Raw genomic sequence first — 19,067 nt, forward strand, 5'->3', positions numbered from 1 at the left:
ATTTATTATAAATGTCATCTTTAATTATATATTTTAAATACTATTTATATTTTGATATATATCTTTTCACCATCCCATATTATATTATAAATAACTTTATGTAATAATTTTTTCTTTTCTTTAAATTCTAACTTATCTACATTATTAGGAAAAGATTTTATTAATAATAATAGTTTATATATAATATCATTTTCTTTAATTATGTTTTCATATTCTTTCTCTATATTTTTTATTTCTGATTCTATATTTTTAATCATCTTATCAAACATTTCAATTCTCTCAATTATATACTTTGAAGCTTTAGAATCTGTATTATCTGCAAGGTTAATAGTAAGATTATTTATAGATTTTTTATGTTTTTCTAATTCTAGTAACAACTTTTCTTTCTGAGATTCATTTTTTGAATATGGCTCTATAATTCTTGCTTTCATATTATATAGATATTTATATATATCTATATTCATATCTATATAATCTAAATCTGTAATTTTATTAAGAACATATTTATCAGCTAATTTACCATTTAAATTTTTAATATTACATTTATATCCTTTAGATTTTTCTTTTAAAATGCATTTATAATAATAATAAAGTTTATTATTTTTCCTGGAGGTAATAATTCTCATTTTAGAGCCACAATTTTTACAGGTGAGAAGAGGAGATAATAAACCTATTTCACTAGTACCAGACCGAGGTGCCTTTTTGCTATTCATATTAAGTTGCTGTTGAACTTTAATCCAAGTATTAGAAGGTATAATACCTTTATGTTTACCAATTGCAATAATCCAATTATTTTTTTTCTTTCTAACAACAGTTCCTTTTTCTTCTTTGTGTTTATTAAATACCATTAACCCATGAGTACCTTTAAAATCATCAATATTATTAGCAATATCAGAATTATAACTTTGAAAGTATTTATAAATTTTTTTATCTGCCATAGCATATACAGGATTGCTAAGTATTATTTTTAATATACTTTTATCAAAGTAACTATTAGATTTAATTTTTATATTTTTTTCTAATGCCCAAGTCTCTAGTTTTGTTAGTGATCCTAGTTCAAGATATTTATTATATATCATTTTTACTAAATGTAGCTCTTTTTCAACTGAAGTTAAAGCATACATTTTTCGATTTATACCATCTTTATCAGTATAAGAAATTTGTTTACTATTATAGCCAGTAGGAGTTTTACCACCTAACCATCTTCCAGTTCTAGCTAGTGCATACATATTATCTTTAATTCTTTCAGCTATTGTTTCTCTTTCTAGTTGAGAAAAAACTGAGGATATATACATCATAGCTCTACCCATAGGAGTAGAAGTGTCAAATTGTTCTTTTATAGATACAAAGTCAATATTTTTATTTTGGAGAATCTCTATTAATGAAGTAAAATCAGCAATATTTCTACTTATACGATCTAAACGATAGCATATAAGAACATCAAATTTATTTATATTTGTGGAATTAAGCATTTCTTTAAATTTAGGGCGTTCTGTATTGCTACCTGAATAACCTTCATCCTCATAGACAATTATTTCATCTACTTGAAAATGACTATAAGCATACTCTTTACATAATTTTATTTGATTTTCATTGGATTCACCTTTACCAGTAAATTTTGATTTGCGAGCATAAATAGCAATAGTAGAAATGACTTTCACCCCTTTAAAACTAATTAAATAAGATATAATAATATATTTTATGCATTAGTTAAATGAGTTAATAGTATATTAGTAAGAATCTATAGAATAGTACAACCTGATTTTTAAATATGTTTTTAAAAAGGGGAGAGTATAATGAATAATATAGAAGTGATATTAAATATTGAAGATGAGGAAAAGTATAAAGAAATTTTTACAGAAGCTCTAGCTGAATTTATAATCGGTAAAATAAATTCCTTGCCATCTAATCATAGGATGAAAATGTATAATGATTTATTAGAACAGTTAACAGTAAACAATTAGATAGTAATAGAATATATTACCAAAAAATATAGTTTTCCCTTGTTATTTATCTTATTATTATATAAAATTAAATAAAATACCAAATAATAGATTAAATATTAATATTATACTTAAAAAATATGAAAGTAGTGTTGTATTATGAAGAAGTATGAGAAAATAGGTTTAGGAATTATTCTATTAATTAGTATTATTTTTATTGGTTATTATTTTATTTCTTATAAAATTGATACCAAAACTCCTGAAACAGATCAGAGTATTGAGGAAATTTTAGAGAAGAATAAAGAAAGTTTAGATACTGAGGTAAGTAAATCTAAAAGTATGGAACCAAAATATATATATGAGATGATTCATGAGATGGCTAATACATTAATAGTTGCAGAAGATGGATTGATTTATGGAAATATTACAATTAATGATGAAAATATTAATAGAGCTATGGCTATTATTAATCAATCAGATTCAATTAAGGAAGATGAGAAATTAGTGTTTATGAATATATTACAAGATTGGAAAGAAGAAGATTTTTCTAATGGAGTTCAAGCACATAATTATGCTTGGAATAAATTAAATGGAACTATTGGAAGAGCTAAAGATTTAAAAAAAGAATATAAATAAGGGAGAGGGGCAGTGTTATATACTTTTAATACATTTATTATTTTCTTAGGAATTTTACTTATATTATGTGGAATTATATTAATTACTAGAAAAAAATTTATTGTGAATAAAGAATATATAAATATATTTATGTTGATTTTTCCTATGTTGCAAATTAGGAAAATGGATATTGAATTTAATTTTATTTTCTTTATTATATATTTTGTAGTATTACCTGCATTATGGATAGTCATCATGATAGGTAGAGGAATATATGTTATAACTAATACTAATGATCAAATGGTAGTGGATACATTGATGGATATGTTAGATGAAAATGGTATATTGTATGCAGAGAAAAAAGATAAAATTTTTTTAAAAGAATATGACAAAGATATATCCTATTCAGAATCATTAAATACAGTACATATTAACTTGAAATCTATAAGAGATTTATCTTTCTATAAAGAATTTAAAATAGAATTAATGAGTAGGATTAAAGATATAGATTTAACAGTATTTCCATCTTCAGGAGTTTTTTTAATAATATCAGGTTTTATATTCATATTTGTAATTGAATACATGTGATAAATTAATGGCAATGATATTGATCCTTATAAAAATTTAGAATTAAATTCAAACTTTGAAAAATATTATTTATTAGATATATAATTTAATTTATTTTTTCTATCTTTATGTGAACATAGCTTCTGCTATGTCATGTGTAACCATCAGAGCAGTTTTCCCTTCTTTTTTTAGTATCTGACCTATTTCATCTGAGATTACAAGTCTTGTCTGATAATCTAAGGCAGAAAAAGGCTCATCTAATAGTAAAAAATCAGGTTTTGTAGCAAGTGTCCGAATGAGAGCTGCTCTTTGTCGCATACCACCAGATAATTGACTAGGATAACTATCTTTAAAATCGCTTAATCCATAAGTATCTAATAGATTCTCTACAAATTCTTTTCTCTTTTCTGTAAGTTTGTTTTGTATTTCTAAACCTATAAGAGTATTGTTTCTGATAGTTCTCCATTCAAATAGATTATCTTTTTGAAACATATATCCTGTATCATTAATAGAATCATTTGATTTATTTACTATAATATTTCCACTAGAAGGAGTTAATAGTCCTGCAATTATTGAAAGCAAAGTTGATTTACCACAACCACTTGGACCTACTAATACTACTATTTCACCTCTATATATATCAAGAGATATATTATCTAAAGCTTTAGTTTCTCCATCTAAAGAATGATAAGTCATGTTTAAGTTTTTTATTTCTAAAACTTTATCATTTCTCATTACTTTTCCTCCTTACGATTTGACTAGATATATTATATTATTCCTTCAAATTTATTTGTGTGATTTTAAAAAATTACTATTTATTATTGGAAATTAGTGATATATTAGATAGTATGATTAAAATGTTGAATGAAACAAAGAGAACAATCAAATAATAAAATAAAAATACAATACTATTAGGAGAAGATAAAAAATGGATAATAAGTTTTTAAAGTTAGGAATTAATACTGAACTAGTAAAAGTGTTAGAAAAAAATAGAATAATTAAGCCTACACCAGTACAATCTAGAGCTATTCCTCAGATATTAAATGGAAAAGATGTGGTAGTACAAGCACAAACTGGTACAGGTAAGACATTAGCTTTTATGCTTCCGATTATGCAAAATATAGATACTACTAAACCAGAAATAAAGGCTTTAATAGTTGCTCCAACTAGAGAGCTTGCATTACAAATTACTAAAGAAGCTAAAAAATTATCAGAAGTAAATGGATCAAAAATTCTTGCAGCATATGGAGGTAAAGATGTAAATTCTCAAATAAAAAAATTAAAAGGGAATATTGATATCGTGATAGGAACTCCAGGTAGATTACTAGATCACTTGAGAAGAGGAACTATAAATTTAGGAAAACTTAAGTATCTTGTATTAGATGAAGCAGATCAAATGTTACATATGGGATTTTTACATGATATTGAAGATATAATATCTCAAACACCTAAAGATAAAAATACTATGTTATTTTCTGCTACAATACCTAGTGGTATCAGATCATTATCTAAAAGATATTCTAAAAATCCTATTCAGATAGAAATAGAAAGTAAAAATATAACAATAGATAAAATAGAACAAATAGTTGTTGAAACAACAGATAGAGGTAAATTAGATTCACTTCTTGAATCAATAGAAAAATATAATCCATTTTTAGCTATTATATTTTGTAGAACTAAGAGACGAGCAAAATCTTTAAATGAAACTTTACAATCTAAAGGATATAACTCAGATGAAATTCATGGTGATTTATCTCAATCTAAAAGAGAGAGAGTAATGAAAGATTTTAGAAATGCAAAATTACAATTTCTTATAGCTACAGATGTTGCAGCACGTGGAATAGATATTAACAATATAACCCATGTTTTTAATTATGATATACCTCAAGATCCTGAAAGTTATATTCATCGTATAGGACGTACAGCAAGGGCAGGAGAGGAAGGAATAGCAGTAACTTTTGTATCACCAAAAGATAAAATTGCTTTAAATAATATTGAAAAGACTATAAAAACAACAATAGAAAAAAAGAAAAATGATAAAGAAAATAAAAAACAAAAAAGAAATTATAAAAAAGAAAAAAATAAAAATTATAAAAAAAAATCAAAGGGTAAATATAGAAAAAATAAGAAATCTAATAAAAGAAGATAATTAAGAAGGAAAATTGAACATATATATAGAATATAATATTATCATATTTATGATAATATTATATAATTGGGGTACGAATATGGAAATATTATTTGAGTTTATTTTAGAAGGTGTGTTATATTTTTTATTTTAGTAATATTAATTGTATTAAGTTTTATAATATTTATTGAAAGAATATTTAATTTTTAATGGAGGAGAGTTATTTTGAATAAAATTAAAGTGGGAATAATATTTGGTGGAAAGTCAGCAGAGCATGAAGTTTCACTTCAATCTGCTAAAAATATAATTGAAGCTATAGATAAGGAAAAATATGAAGTAATGCTTATAGGAGTTGATAAAGAAGGAAAGTGGTATCTAATTGAAAATGATGAATTTTTATCTAATATGGATGATCCGTCAGCAATAAGCTTGAATAAATCAGAGAATTTATTAGCTATAATTCCTGGAGAGGATAAAAATCAATTAGTAAATTTAAATGGATATAATAGATTAAATGATATAGATGTAGTATTTCCTATACTACATGGTCCATTTGGTGAAGATGGAACTATACAAGGTTTACTTAAGCTTTCAAATATACCTTTTGTAGGTGCAGATATATTGGGTTCTTCAGTTGGAATGGATAAAGATGTTATGAAAAGACTATTACGAGATAGTAATATAGCTATAGCTGATTTTATATCATATAATAAGAGTGAAAAGTATAATTATAATGATGTAAAACAAAAATTAGGAATGCCAGTATTTATAAAGCCAGCAAATTTAGGATCATCAGTTGGTATCAGTAAAGTGAATAATGAACAAGAATTTTATAAAGCAATGGAACTTGCCTTTGAATTTGATAATAAAGTTATAGTTGAAGAAGGTATTAAAGGAAGAGAAATTGAATGTTCAGTTTTAGGAAATGATAATCCTATTTGTTCTTTACCAGGAGAAATACTTCCTACTAGTGACTTTTATTCTTATGAGTCTAAATATATAGATGAAAGTGGAGCAGTACTACAAATTCCTGCTAAGTTAACAGAATTAGAAATAGAAAAAATTAAATCATGTTCACTTAAAACTTATAAAGTATTATGTTGTAAAGGAATGGCACGTGTAGATGTCTTTTTAAAAGATGATGGTGAGATAATTGTTAATGAAATTAATACTATACCTGGTTTTACTAGAATAAGTATGTATCCTAAGTTATGGGAAGTAAGTGGTATAAAATATAAAGAGCTTATAGATAAACTTATACAACTTGCTATAGAAAGACATAATCAAGAAAAAAAATTAAAAACTTCTTTATAATAAAAACTTACTAAGTTAGTACTAACTTAGTAAGTTTTTTGCTATTTCTTCTAATTTCATTCCTCTAGATCCTTTTAATACTATAATTGAACCTTCTTCTAAAACTTCTTCAAGTTTAGAAGTTAATTTGTTTTTATCATCAAATGAGAAGACTACTTTTTTATTTGTTTTTCCTTTTGCAGCTTCTGCAGTATAATTAGCTAAATTACCAAATGTAAATAAATAATCTATTTTATTAAAATCTATAAGTTCTCCAATTTCTCTATGCATATCTATTTCTTTATCACCTAATTCTAGCATATCACCAAATACAAGTATTTTTTGATTATAGTTGTTTAGAGAATAAAGTGTTTTAAGAGCAGCCTTTGAACTGTCTGGATTTGAATTGTATGAATCATTTAAAATGTCAAATCCATCTCCATGAATAAGTTCATTTCTCATAGAAGTAAGTTCAAGATTATTTAAGCCTTTTTGTATATCATTAAATGATAAATTAAAATATTTAGCTACGGCTATAGCAGCTGTTGCATTGAACATTTGATGGCTTCCAATCATTGGTAACGAAAATTCTTCTGATATATTATTTTTTATTTTAAAATTAATCCCATCTTTATCTGTAGAAATTTCTTCTATGATATAGTTATTTGATTTATTTTTTCCAAAATTTAATTTCTTTTGATTAATATTTAATTTATTTACAGCTTCTTTTAAATCTTCATCATCTCCATGATATATAAATAATCCATCATTATTTAAACCTTTTACTATTTCAAGTTTTGCTTTTATGATATTTTCTTTTGTTTTTAAATCTTGAAGGTGAGCAGTACCTATATTTGTTATTATTGCAACATCTGGGGATGCAATACTTGTAAGAACTTCTATTTCGCCAAGAGAACTCATACCCATTTCTATTACTGCTATTTCTGTATCTTCACTTAAAGATAAAAGGGTTAGTGGCACACCTAATTCATTGTTTAAATTACCTTTAGTTTTATACGTTTTATATTTGGTCTTTAATACGCTTGATAAAATATCCTTTGTAGAAGTTTTTCCATTTGAACCAGTTATACCAATAAGTTTTAAATCTAAACTATCTCTATATTCTTTAGATAATTTTTGAATAGCTTTTAATGTATCATCTACAACTATAAAAGGAAAGTCAATATCAGGAATAGGGTGATTTTCATCCCAAAATGTTGCTACAGCTCCATTTTCTATTGCCTTATATATAAAATCATGACCATCAAAATTTTCACCAATTATTGGGATATATAATTGACTCTTTGTTATTGTTCTAGTGTCTTTAGATACACCGTTTATAATAATATCATTAAATTTTTCTTTTAATTCATGAGCGTTTATCATATTTTTAATTTCTATTAAAGTTTTATTTATCATAATTTCCTCCTAAATACTATAGTTTATAACTATATACTATTTTAAACTATATTTTATAATATTAAAAGTATTATAAAAAGAAAAAGCCCTTGAATTAATCAAGGACTTCTGACATATAGTTTTCTATATCTTCTGCTTTACCCATAGTTACAACTTTATTAGCAATTCTTTTTGCATCTTCATATTTTAATGATCTAATTAGTCTTCTTGCAGGTAATATAGATATTGGGCTCATACTGAATTCATCTAACCCCATACCAAGAAGTATTGGAATTAATTTTTGATCTCCAGCCATTTCTCCACACATTCCTACCCAAATTCCTTCTTTATGACCATTATCAATTGTCATTTTTATAAGTCTTAATACTGCAGGACTAAAGAAACTATATAAATGGTGTATTTTTTCATTCATTCTGTCTACTGCAGTTGTATATTGAATTAGATCATTTGTTCCTATACTGAAGAAATCTACATGTTTAGCTAATATATCACTCATTACAGCAGCAGCTGGGATTTCTATCATCATTCCTATTTCTATATCATCACTATATTCTATATTTTCATTGTCTAAATCTTTTTTTACATTTTCTAGAACTTCTTTTGCCTCTAATAATTCTTCTAGAGAAGAAATCATAGGGAACATTATTCGTAGTTTACCATATTTACTTGCTCTTAAAAGTGCTCTTAATTGAGTAATAAATATATCTTTTTTATCAAGACATAATCTAATAGCACGATATCCTAAAAATGGATTCATTTCTTTTTCAAATTCTAAATAAGGTAAATTTTTATCTCCACCTACATCAAGAGTTCTTATAACTACTGGTTTTGGATTCATAGATTCTAAAACTTTTTTATATGACTCAAATTGCTCTTCTTCAGTAGGGAGTTTATCTCTGTTCATATATAGAAATTCTGTTCTATATAATCCAACTCCTTCAGCATCATTATTCTCTAAGCCTTCAATGTCATTAGGTGTACCTATGTTTCCAGCTATTTCAATTTTTCTACCATCAGCACTTATACTTTCTTCTCCAATTAATTGTTTTAACTCATGTTTCATAGTTTCATAATCATTTTTTAGTTTCCTATATTTTTCTTTTGTTTCTTTATCTGGATTTACAATTATTTCACCTGTATCTCCATTAAAAACAACATAGTCGTCATTATTTACTTTTTTAGTAATATCCTTTAAACCTACTACTGCAGGTATTTCAAGACTTCTTGCCATAATAGCAGAATGGGAAGTTCTACCACCTATGTCAGTTAAAAAACCTAATACTTTTTCCTTATTCATAGTAGCAGTATCTGATGGAGTTAAGTCAGAAGCAACAACTATAACTTCTTCTTCGAGATTCGCTAAATCTACTACAGTTTTACCTAAAATATGTCTTAGAACTCTACCCGACACATCTTTTATATCGGCAGCTCTTTCTCTCATATATTCATTATCCATTGATTCAAACATTTGTATAAATTGATCTATTATTGATTTAAATGCAAACTCAGCATTTAATTTTTCAGATTCAATTTTTGATTTAGTGCTATTTATTAGTTCTGGATCATCTAATACCATAAGATGTGCTTCAAATATTGCTGCTTTATCTTCACCTAATTCTTCTAATGCTTTTTGTTTTACTTCTTTTAATTCTTTTTTTGATATTTCTAAGGCTTCATCAAAACGATTAGTTTCTTCTTCAACTGAATTTATTTCTTTTTTCTCTATAATTAATTCTTCTTGCTCATAAATAAGAGCTTTTCCTAAAGCTATTCCTGGGGAAGCACTTGTACCTGTATACATAAAAACACTCCTTCATAAATTTTATAAATAAATGTTTAATAAATTTTCTTTATTATTAATTTTACCCTTAGTCATTATATTAAACCCATTTATGCTATTAATATTTGTAATTAAAATTGGAGTTATAATTGATTTAGCATTTTTTTTTATGAAATCTAAATTTAACTCCATAATTTTATCACCTGTTTTAATTTTGTCACTTTTTTTAACAAAAGAAGTAAAACCTTTACCTTTTAATTTCACTGTATCAATTCCAATATGAATTAAAATTTCTACACCATTTTCTTCTTCTATACATATGGCATGTTTTGTAGGAAACAACTGCGTAATAGTTCCTTCTATTGGTGAAGTTACAATATTTGAGCTAGGATTGATTGCAACGCCATCACCTAAGAATTTTTGTGCAAAGACTTCATCTGGAACATCTTCAATATTTACTATATCTCCTTTAAGGGGAGATTTTAATATTAATTTTTTTGTTTGTGGGGAAGTAGATATTACATTTTTTATATTTTCTTTTAATTCTTCAGATTTTATACCAAAAATCACATGAATATTTTGCTCATCTATATTTATTATTCCAGATGCCCCTAATGACTCAAGCTTTTTTTTATCAATTAAAGATGAGTCATAAAGTTTTAATCTCAATCTAGTAAGACATGCATCAACATCTTTAATATTTTTATGATTTCCTAATGCAATCAAAAGATCATTAATTATAAAAATTCACCTCCTTATATATATTTATTATATTAAAAAGGCATGAACTAATTAATATAATATTAGGTAATATTATATTTGTTTAGTTCATGCCTGATCTAATCAGTAACACACTAATCATTTATTAACTTAATTTTAACTTATATAAATGTAATGCCATAAATCCTATTTCATCTTCTGAAACTTTTAATTTAGAGTCAGTTTCAATTAGTTTGGCTACATCATAAGCAATTTTAAATTCATAAGGAATATCTTTTTTCAATTGATTTAAGAAAATATTTTCAATTGACTTATGACTTTTTATTCTATCTAATACACCACGAAGATGATTTACAAATCTAACATAATTAAAAGAATCTTTATCTAAATTTATATTCATTTTTATCTGTACATAATTTATAATTTTACTTATAATTTTAGAGTTTTTGAAAGCCTCATTTTTAGTTTTATTATTGGTTGCTCCATAGATATGGAAAGCTATAAAACCTATTTCAGCTTCTGGAATATCTATATATAAATTATCTATAAGTATCTCTACAGATTTTTTAGCTAAATAATACTCTTTAGGATAGAGAAGCTTAGTTTCCGATAAAAATGGATTGACTATATCTATACCTTCTTTTAAACGCTTAATTGTAAAATTTATATGATCAATTAAAGCTAAATGAAAATTAGGATTTAAATCTTCATTTATTTCCTTGGAAATTATATTTATAATATCTTGTGTTAATTCTATTATTTTAGGATCAACAGTAGAAATTAGATTATCATATTCACTATGATTTATTCCTTTAAGTGATATAAATGTATTTTCAATATTTTGAGTATCTTTTAATATATCCCCTTTCTTTCTTGAAAAACCAATACCTTTACCAACTAAGATATAATTTTGATTAGATTTTTCAACTAATACAACATTATTACTTAATATCTTTAATATTTTATATCTTTCCATTCATTATCCTCCGGAAAATGTTAACACCATACATTAAATTTTATTTTAATAAAAAAGTTGTTAAAAGTCAAATAGAATTCATTTAGTAACCTAAAGCTCTTCTAATTATATCTCTAGCAATTGGAGCAGCAGTAGTTCCTCCTGTTCCACCATCATTTTCAAGAAATACAACTACAGCAATTTGTGGATCATCTGCTGGTGCAAATGCAACAAACCACGAATGGTCCTTTTTTTCTTTGCCTGCTTCAGCAGTTCCAGTTTTTCCAGCCACCTTAACTCCGTTAATCTTAGCTCTTTTTCCAGTTCCATTTTCTATCACTGAAACCATCATGTCTTTTACATTATTTGCAATATCAGGAGTAGTAACAGTGGATAAAGTTTCAGACTCAACCTCTTTAACTAAATTGTTATCTGAATCAATTACTTTATTTACTAATCTTGGCTTCATCATTTTGCCATCATTTGCTATGGAAGATGCCATAAGTGCCATATTTAAAGGAGTAACTAATAATTCTCCTTGACCAATAGAAGACCATGCTAATTCTGTTTTGTCAAAATCATTTTCAGGAAATTTTGACTTTTTAGTGGAGATATCAAAAGGAATTTGTTTATTAAACATAAAATCCTCTGATTTTTTTAGCAATGTATCTTGACTTAATTCCACACCTATTTGAGCAAATGAAACATTACATGATTCAGTAAGTGATTCTTTTAAATCAACATTTCCGTGGGCAATATTGTTATAATCGGTTATAGTATTACCACCAATATTTATTTGGCCTTCACAATCAAAATTAGTATTCACATTATTTTCTAGTGCTGATGTAGTAGTTATAACTTTAAATATAGAACCAGGTGTGAATAAACCTTGAGTAGCTCGGTTCATAAATTGTCCATCTTTTTGTCCTTCTTTATTTTCAATAAGCTCTTCTAAAGAGTTAGGATTAAAGTCAGGAAAACTTATCATAGATAATATATCACCGTTTTTAGGATTCATAGCTACTATAGATCCTTTTTTATTACCTAATTTTTGCTTTGTATATTCTTGTAATTCATGGTCTATTGATAAAACAAGTGAATTTCCTTTAGTTTCTGTATCAATTGGTACTTTATCTTTATTCATACCAGTTTTATCTAATATTTGGGAAAATACATTTTTTATATCATCTATTATATTGCTTTGGGTAAGAGTAGAAGAAAATGTTCTTTCAAGCCCAGTATTACCATATCTATTATTATCATATCCAATAATATGACTATATAAATTTCCATATTCATAATGTCGTATTTGATTTTTATCATCGTCTTTTGTACTATAGGCTAGTACTTTTTGGTTTCTATCATATATTGAACCACGTAAGACATATGCCTTTTCGTTAGGTCTTTTGTTATAGCTACTTGTTTTTATATCATCGGCTTTAAAAATTGTGAAATATGTTAAGTATATTATTAAAGATATAAAAAGTGTACTTAATAAAAGTAGTACTCTAATTATTCTCTTTTGTTCCTTATTCATTTTAATCTTCCTCCTCAACTGGATGAATATATTCTGAGGCTACTTGTAAAATCCCAAGGGATGCAAAACTCATAATAAGTGAGCTTCCTCCATAACTTAGAAATGGAAGAGTTATACCAGTAAGAGGAATTAATTTTGTAACTCCTCCTAAAATTATAAATGCTTGAAATCCAAACATACATGTGATACCAAGAGCTATAATTCTGAAAAAGTTATCTTTTTGCTCTAGTGAAATCTTTACACCTCTGTATATTAATATTAAAAATAACATTATAACTGCTATACCTGTTAATATACCCATTTCTTCAATAATAGCTGAAAATATAAAGTCAGTTTGAACTGCAGGGATAAAGTTAGGGTATCCTTTACCAAGACCTGTTCCTAAAAATCCACCTTCTGCTATTGCAAATAGAGATTGAGTTATTTGATAGCCTTTACCAGATATATCGCTCCATGGATCTATCCAAGTTGAAACTCGTACTTGAACATGACTAAATAAAAAGTATCCTATAAGAGCCATAAACAAAGCCCCACCCATATTTAATAAAATAAATTTCCTATCAGTCTCATAAACATAAAAAATTACTATGAATACAAGATAAAAGAGCATTGCGGAACCTAAGTCTCTTTGAATAAAAAGAAATCCAATATTAGCATAAACTATACCTGATAGAATATATTTATTTTCAAATTTATCTCTATTTACAAAATAAGCTGCAAGAAAGAATACAAATAGTATCTTGATTATTTCTGCAGGTTGAAAGCTGTATCCTTTTATTTTGATCCAATTTGTTGATCCATTTATTGTGCTACCAAATATTAATGTTGATAAAAATAGAACAAGAGATAAACCAATATATAAATACATCCATCTACTTAAATGTGGTAATTTTTTGACTATAAAATAAGTAGCATAGAAAGTAACTATACCTAACATATACCATATAACTTGTTTGAAGCCAAGCGTAGGATCTATTCTGTAAATCATTATTATACCTAGACTCATCATCATACTAACTATCAATAATATATAATTATCGCCTGAAGAAATCTTATGTAGTATTATATTAGATATATAAATTGTAAGAGTAAGTCCAAATATTACCCCTACTGATAATTTATCGAAACTCTTATTATAAAGCATAACTAAAGATAAACTACATAAATTTAAAATCAATAACAAATTATGTGGTGTCTTAAAACTAATTGAACGATTAAACATAAATTACACCTCACTAAAAATAAACTTATTCTTCAATTACAAATAAGAAGTTTATCCTTCCTATTGTAATTGTATCACCATTAGAAAGTTTTATAGCATTATTTATTTTTATATTATTGACATAAGTACCATTTGCACTATTTAGGTCTTCTAGAAAATAAGCATCCTTGTCTTTTATTATTTGAGCATGTTCTTTAGATATATATGGATCTTTTATTGTTATTTTATTACCATTTGACCTACCAATAGTTACATTTGATACTAAAGAATAGAACTCATCTACTTTAAATGGCAGAGAATCTTTCCTATTTATGAGTTTTAAATATGTATCGCCCCTAATTTCTTTATTTTTTATACCTTTGATATCTAAATATATAAGCCTTATAATCCAAAACATAAAAAGATAGATTAAAAGAATATATATATATCTAAATACTGATGAAATACCTGACCAAACGATATCAAACATAAAATCACCTTCTTTAATTTATTTCTATTATATTTTATCATATTATAAGAAAAAGTAGTAAACTTAAAGGGAAATTGTATTTAAATCATATTAAGAATAGATTACAGAAAAGAAATTTTATTGTATAATAATAGTATAAGGAGTTGAGATTTTAATGAATAAAAATTTTATTATAGCTTTAAAAGTAATAGGTCCTACTATTATTGGCATTATTTTTTCTTTTATAACATATAAGATATTAGATGTTAGTTTTTTTAATGGGGAAGAGGGGAGAGAATTAATTATAAGTTATGCAGCTATATTTGCAATATTACCCATAGCTAGTATTTTCTCAGGAATGATTTCCAAAGTTTTTTTAAATAAGCTATGGGTATCATTATTTAATGTTATTGGGATATGGCTAGTACTTTTTGCAGTAGCAGGTTGGAGTATATTTGTACTACCATTTTTACCATTATACATGATTTGTGGTTTTTTTGGGGCATTATTATTAGCTTAGTTTTTAACAAGGGAGTTAGCTACTTTTACTACTTCTTTACAATTTTCAGCAAATCCATCTGCTTCAACAAAGTCCACTAGAGTTTTATCAAGGTTAAAAGGTCTACCACCTACTAAAAATTTAATATCTTTATTTTGACAATTTAGTCTTATATTTTTTATCATTGATTTAATACTATTTAAATTATAGTCCATTGTAGTTGATATAGCTATTAAATCAATTTTTTTACTTTTAATCATACTTAATATACTATCAATAGGCAAATCTGTACCTAAAAAATATATTCTCCATCCATTCTGCTCTAAAACGTCAGATATCATTCTAATTCCTATAGAATGTCTTTCTCCATGAGTACAAAAAAATAAAGCATTTAAGTTTTTAGTTTCAATAATAGGATATCTGGAATAAACATCTGACATTATTCTTTTTGTTGCTTCAGTTAAATAGTGTTCTTCACTTACAGTTAACTCGTTTTTTTCCCACATATCCCCTATTTTAAATAATGAAGGTTCAATGATTTGATAATATATATCTTCAAGCTTTATATTTTTATTAATTAGTTCTAATAATAAATTAGTAGCTTTAAAAATATTTTCTTGCTTTAAATTTATGAAATAAAGATTTGAAAGCTCATAAAAATCGATATTATCTTTATTTATATTAGCAGAAGTTGAACTTAAAGTGTTTGTGTTCTTTGTTCTTCCAACTAGATAATCTATTGAAACATTAAAAAAATCAGCAAAATTTTTTAAAATTTGTTGATTAGGAAATCTAGAACCATTCTCATAATTTGCTATAGTAGTTTGACCTATCCCTAATTTTAATGCTAATTTTTTTTGGGTTAATGAATAATCTTTTCTTAATTTTTTAAGTCTTTTACCAAAAACATTCATAATATTCAACTCCTCTTTTATATAATAACACACTATGTAATATTTATTCAATTATATATAAATAAAATGTTTCTTATATTCAATATGTGGTATAATAATAATATAATATCACATATTGTAATTAAAAAGCGTGGGGAGAGGGATATTATGAAAAATAAAGTTATTATAATTGGAGCAGGACCAGGCGGGTTAAGCGCTGGTATGATACTTGCTACTAAAGGATATGATGTAGAAATATTTGAAAAACAAAGTTTTTTAGGTGGAAGAACATCTACATTTAATATAGAAGACTATAAATTTGATCTGGGTCCTACATTTTTGATGATGAAAGATGTACTTGAAGATTTATTTAATAAGACTGGGAGAAAAGTTAAAGATTATATAGATATAAAAGAAGTAGATCCATTATATAGAATAGTTTATGGGGATGGTAAAGAGTTTTATCCATCAAGAAAACCAGAAAAAATGATAAGTGAGATAGAAAGATTGTTTCCTGGAAATGTAGAAGGATATAAGAGATTCATGAATAAGGAAAAAAAGAAATATGATATTTTATTTGATGCTTTAAAAGAAAGTTATATTAGACCTGTTGATTTATTAAAAAAAGAAGCTTTAAAAGCAATTCCATATATAGGTATAGGGAAAAGCTTATTTGATGTATTAGGAAAATACTTCAACGAAGATGATCTTAAAATGGCATTTACTTTTCAAGCCAAATATCTAGGTATGTCTCCATGGGAGTGCCCAGGAGGATATAGTATAATTTCATATATTGAACATGTCACAGGAGTTCATCATATTATGGGTGGATTTGGTGAGATAACAAAAGCAATGGCTAAAGTTATAGAGGAAGAAGGAGGACAAATACATTTAAATTCATCAGTAAAAAAACTATTAATTGAAAATAAAAAAGTAATTGGTGTGGAATTAGACAACGGTAAAAAACATTTTAGTAATAATACAGTAATAAATTCAGATTTTGGATATTCTATGAATAATTTAATAGAAGATAATTATAAGAAGAAATATAATAAAGAAAAAATAAATAGGAAACAATATTCATGTTCTACTTATATGTTATATTTAGGAATAGATAAAGTATACAATATTCCACATAATAACATTATTTTTTCAAGTGATTATAAAAATAATGTGTATGAAATAGGTAATAGTAAAATACTATCAGAAGATCCTTCTATATATGTTCAAAATGCAGTTGTAACTGACAAGTCTGTAGCGCCTAAAGGCAAATCTACTATATATATCCTAGTCCCTGTACCAAACAATACAAGTAATATTGATTGGGAAAAAGAGAAGTATGAATTTAGAGATAAGGTATTAAATATATTAGAAACAAGAGGAGGATTTACTGACTTAAGAAAGCATATAGAAGTGGAAAGAATGATAACTCCAAAAAACTGGGAAGAAGAGATGAATGTGTATAAGGGAGCTGTATTTAATTTAGGACATAATATATCTCAAATGCTTTATTTTAGACCTCATAATAAATTTGAAGAATTGGATGATTGTTATTTAGTTGGAGGAGGAACTCATCCTGGAAGTGGATTACCTACAATATTTGAGTCAGGAATAATAACATCTAAATTACTTGAAGAAAACAATAAAAATAAAATAAGTAATATGCAAAGAGCATCAATACTTTAAAAGTATTGATGTTTTTTAAAAAAATTATATTTGTCTAAATGAGGGGTATACTCTATAATATTAATATATAAAGTTTTATGGAGGAAAAAAATATGAAAATTGGTATATTTGATTCAGGAGTAGGAGGAATAACTGTATTAAAAGAAGCTTTAACACAGTTATCAGAACAAGAATATATATATTATGCAGACAAACTAAATGTTCCTTATGGGACAAAACCTAAAGAGGAAGTTAAACAATATATATTTGATGTAGTAGAATTTTTAAATTCTAAAAATATAGATGCTCTTATAATAGCATGCAATACAGCTACAAGTATTGCAGTAAAAGAATTGAGGGATAAATATAAATTTCCTATAATAGGAATGGAACCTGCAGTAAAACCTGCAGTAGAAAATTCAGAAGATAAGAAAGTTATAGTTACAGCAACTTCTTTGACCTTAAAGGAAAAGAAATTTAATGATTTAGTGACAAAATTAAATTCTAGAGATATAGTAGACTCTTTACCATTACCTAAATTAGTAGAATACGCAGAAAGTTTTATTTTTGATGAAGATACAATAGTCTCTTATTTAAGAAAAGAATTTGAAAAATTTAATTTAGACGAATATGGTACAGTGGTATTAGGATGTACACATTTTCCTTATTATAAAGAATATTTTAAAAAGGTCCTTCCAAGTAATATCGATATAATAGATGGTAATTTTGGAACAATAAATCATTTGAAAAATTTATTGAATATACAAGATAAATTTGAAGATAACACAGAAAATAAAATAACATTTTATATTTCTGGGGAAGAGGATAATGAAATACTAGTAAAATATTTAAACTTATTATAAAATAAATAGCGACTTTTAGTCGCTATTTATTTTATTCCAAAAACTTTGTCAAATTCACCTTTTTTATGAAGTTCTACAATATCATCGCATCCTCCAATAAATCTATCATTTATAAAAATTTGAGGTACTGTAGCACTATTAGTCCTTTGTTTTAATTCTTCTAATTTTTCATTGTTATTACTTATTTCAATCTCTTCATATTTAACACCTTTATTATCCATTAGTCTTTTTGCTCTTATACAATAAGGACAAGTAGAAAAGGTATATATAGTAACCTTTTTACTCATTAAAAAACCTCCTAAAATCTTATGTATTTAATCTGTTCTATAATTATAACATTAATTAATATAATTGACATTTAAAATTTAATGTATTACAATTAACACGAAAATAATAAAAGTCTGGGGAGCTAAAATTAGCTGAGAGGAAATATGAATTTCGACCCATGAACCTGCACTGGATAATGCCAGCGAAGGGAGAATAATTTTTTAGTTTATGGTTATTGGCCCCTTCATGCATA

18 protein-coding genes, 1 pseudogene and 1 riboswitch are annotated in these 19,067 nt (G+C 25.7%); of the genes and pseudogenes, 8 read left to right on the plus strand and 11 right to left on the minus strand.

The features are described from left to right. Positions 1–44: 44 nt before the first annotated feature. Entirely contained in the window at positions 45–1,661 is a 1,617-nt protein-coding gene (locus E0D94_RS06150; RefSeq protein ID WP_130806405.1) for a recombinase family protein, read from the minus strand. 135 nt (positions 1,662–1,796) lie between these two features. On the opposite strand from E0D94_RS06150, the gene E0D94_RS14765 reads away from it, so the two are divergent. The 3 genes from E0D94_RS14765 to E0D94_RS06160 all read left to right on the plus strand — a co-directional run bounded on the left by E0D94_RS14765 (position 1,797) and on the right by E0D94_RS06160 (position 3,146). Then, positions 1,797–1,964 (plus strand): hypothetical protein, encoded by a 168-nt coding sequence (locus E0D94_RS14765; protein WP_165442884.1) that lies wholly within the window; start codon positions 1,797–1,799, stop codon positions 1,962–1,964. Positions 1,965–2,102: 138 nt separating this feature from the next. Continuing rightward, positions 2,103–2,579, plus strand: coding sequence for a DUF6241 domain-containing protein (locus E0D94_RS06155; protein WP_130806406.1), 477 nt, complete (start codon positions 2,103–2,105; stop codon positions 2,577–2,579). 12 nt (positions 2,580–2,591) lie between these two features. Beyond that, complete coding sequence (locus tag E0D94_RS06160; protein WP_130806407.1) at positions 2,592–3,146, plus strand: hypothetical protein; 555 nt, start codon at positions 2,592–2,594, stop codon at positions 3,144–3,146. A 114-nt stretch (positions 3,147–3,260) separates the two neighbouring features. On the opposite strand, the pseudogene E0D94_RS06165 reads toward E0D94_RS06160, so the two are convergent. Then, a pseudogene (locus tag E0D94_RS06165) lies at positions 3,261–3,860 on the minus strand (ABC transporter ATP-binding protein); the annotation flags it as partial. Between the two features lie 193 nt (positions 3,861–4,053). Here E0D94_RS06165 and E0D94_RS06170 point away from each other — a divergent pair. After that, a complete protein-coding gene (locus tag E0D94_RS06170) occupies positions 4,054–5,274 on the plus strand; it encodes a DEAD/DEAH box helicase (RefSeq protein ID WP_130806409.1) in 1,221 nt (406 codons plus the stop codon). Between the two features lie 204 nt (positions 5,275–5,478). After that, complete coding sequence (gene ddlA / locus E0D94_RS06175; protein ID WP_130806410.1) at positions 5,479–6,567, plus strand: D-alanine--D-alanine ligase; 1,089 nt, start codon at positions 5,479–5,481, stop codon at positions 6,565–6,567. Positions 6,568–6,588: 21 nt separating this feature from the next. Here the strand turns inward: ddlA and E0D94_RS06180 are convergent, their stop codons facing one another. The 7 genes from E0D94_RS06180 to E0D94_RS06210 form a co-directional block, all read right to left on the minus strand. Next, on the minus strand, positions 6,589–7,965 hold the full coding sequence (locus E0D94_RS06180; protein ID WP_130806411.1) for a UDP-N-acetylmuramoyl-tripeptide--D-alanyl-D-alanine ligase: 1,377 nt from the start codon (positions 7,963–7,965) through the stop codon (positions 6,589–6,591). A gap of 94 nt (positions 7,966–8,059) precedes the next feature. After that, positions 8,060–9,766 carry a phosphoenolpyruvate--protein phosphotransferase gene (ptsP, locus tag E0D94_RS06185; protein ID WP_130806412.1) on the minus strand — a complete coding sequence of 569 codons (1,707 nt, stop codon included), beginning with the start codon at positions 9,764–9,766 and terminating at the stop codon, positions 8,060–8,062. A gap of 21 nt (positions 9,767–9,787) precedes the next feature. Then, positions 9,788–10,471: a PTS sugar transporter subunit IIAB gene (locus E0D94_RS06190; RefSeq protein ID WP_165442885.1), complete on the minus strand. Its 684-nt coding sequence runs from the start codon at positions 10,469–10,471 to the stop codon at positions 9,788–9,790. Between the two features lie 139 nt (positions 10,472–10,610). After that, on the minus strand, positions 10,611–11,441 hold the full coding sequence (locus E0D94_RS06195) for a PRD domain-containing protein (RefSeq protein ID WP_130806414.1): 831 nt from the start codon (positions 11,439–11,441) through the stop codon (positions 10,611–10,613). Between the two features lie 82 nt (positions 11,442–11,523). Continuing rightward, a complete protein-coding gene (locus E0D94_RS06200; protein WP_130806415.1) occupies positions 11,524–12,957 on the minus strand; it encodes a peptidoglycan D,D-transpeptidase FtsI family protein in 1,434 nt (477 codons plus the stop codon). Between the two features lies 1 nt (position 12,958). After that, complete coding sequence (locus E0D94_RS06205) at positions 12,959–14,179, minus strand: FtsW/RodA/SpoVE family cell cycle protein (RefSeq protein ID WP_130806416.1); 1,221 nt, start codon at positions 14,177–14,179, stop codon at positions 12,959–12,961. Positions 14,180–14,204: 25 nt separating this feature from the next. Continuing rightward, positions 14,205–14,648: an FHA domain-containing protein gene (locus E0D94_RS06210; RefSeq protein WP_130806417.1), complete on the minus strand. Its 444-nt coding sequence runs from the start codon at positions 14,646–14,648 to the stop codon at positions 14,205–14,207. A 154-nt stretch (positions 14,649–14,802) separates the two neighbouring features. Between E0D94_RS06210 and E0D94_RS06215 the strand changes: the two genes are divergently transcribed. Further along, a complete protein-coding gene (locus E0D94_RS06215) occupies positions 14,803–15,147 on the plus strand; it encodes a hypothetical protein (RefSeq protein ID WP_130806418.1) in 345 nt (114 codons plus the stop codon). On the opposite strand, the gene E0D94_RS06220 is transcribed toward E0D94_RS06215, so the two are convergent. Then, positions 15,144–16,040, minus strand: coding sequence for a cobalamin-dependent protein (locus E0D94_RS06220; RefSeq protein WP_130806419.1), 897 nt, complete (start codon positions 16,038–16,040; stop codon positions 15,144–15,146). The genes E0D94_RS06215 and E0D94_RS06220 overlap by 4 nt on opposite strands. Before the next feature lie 147 nt (positions 16,041–16,187). Between E0D94_RS06220 and E0D94_RS06225 the strand changes: the two genes are divergently transcribed. Both E0D94_RS06225 and murI read left to right on the plus strand, forming a co-directional pair. Beyond that, the gene (locus E0D94_RS06225; RefSeq protein WP_130806420.1) at positions 16,188–17,705 is read left to right on the plus strand and encodes a phytoene desaturase family protein; all 1,518 of its coding nucleotides are present in this window, start codon (positions 16,188–16,190) and stop codon (positions 17,703–17,705) included. Positions 17,706–17,797: 92 nt separating this feature from the next. After that, entirely contained in the window at positions 17,798–18,547 is a 750-nt protein-coding gene (gene murI / locus E0D94_RS06230; protein WP_130806421.1) for a glutamate racemase, read from the plus strand. 26 nt (positions 18,548–18,573) lie between these two features. On the opposite strand, the gene grxC is transcribed toward murI, so the two are convergent. Continuing rightward, on the minus strand, positions 18,574–18,834 hold the full coding sequence (grxC, locus tag E0D94_RS06235; protein ID WP_130806422.1) for a glutaredoxin 3: 261 nt from the start codon (positions 18,832–18,834) through the stop codon (positions 18,574–18,576). A 105-nt stretch (positions 18,835–18,939) separates the two neighbouring features. Next, positions 18,940–19,042: riboswitch (TPP riboswitch) on the plus strand. The last annotated feature ends 25 nt before the right edge of the window (positions 19,043–19,067 follow it).

The organism is Senegalia massiliensis, from assembly GCF_900626135.1.
Taxonomy (GTDB): Bacteria; Bacillota; Clostridia; order Tissierellales; family SIT17; genus Anaeromonas; species Anaeromonas massiliensis.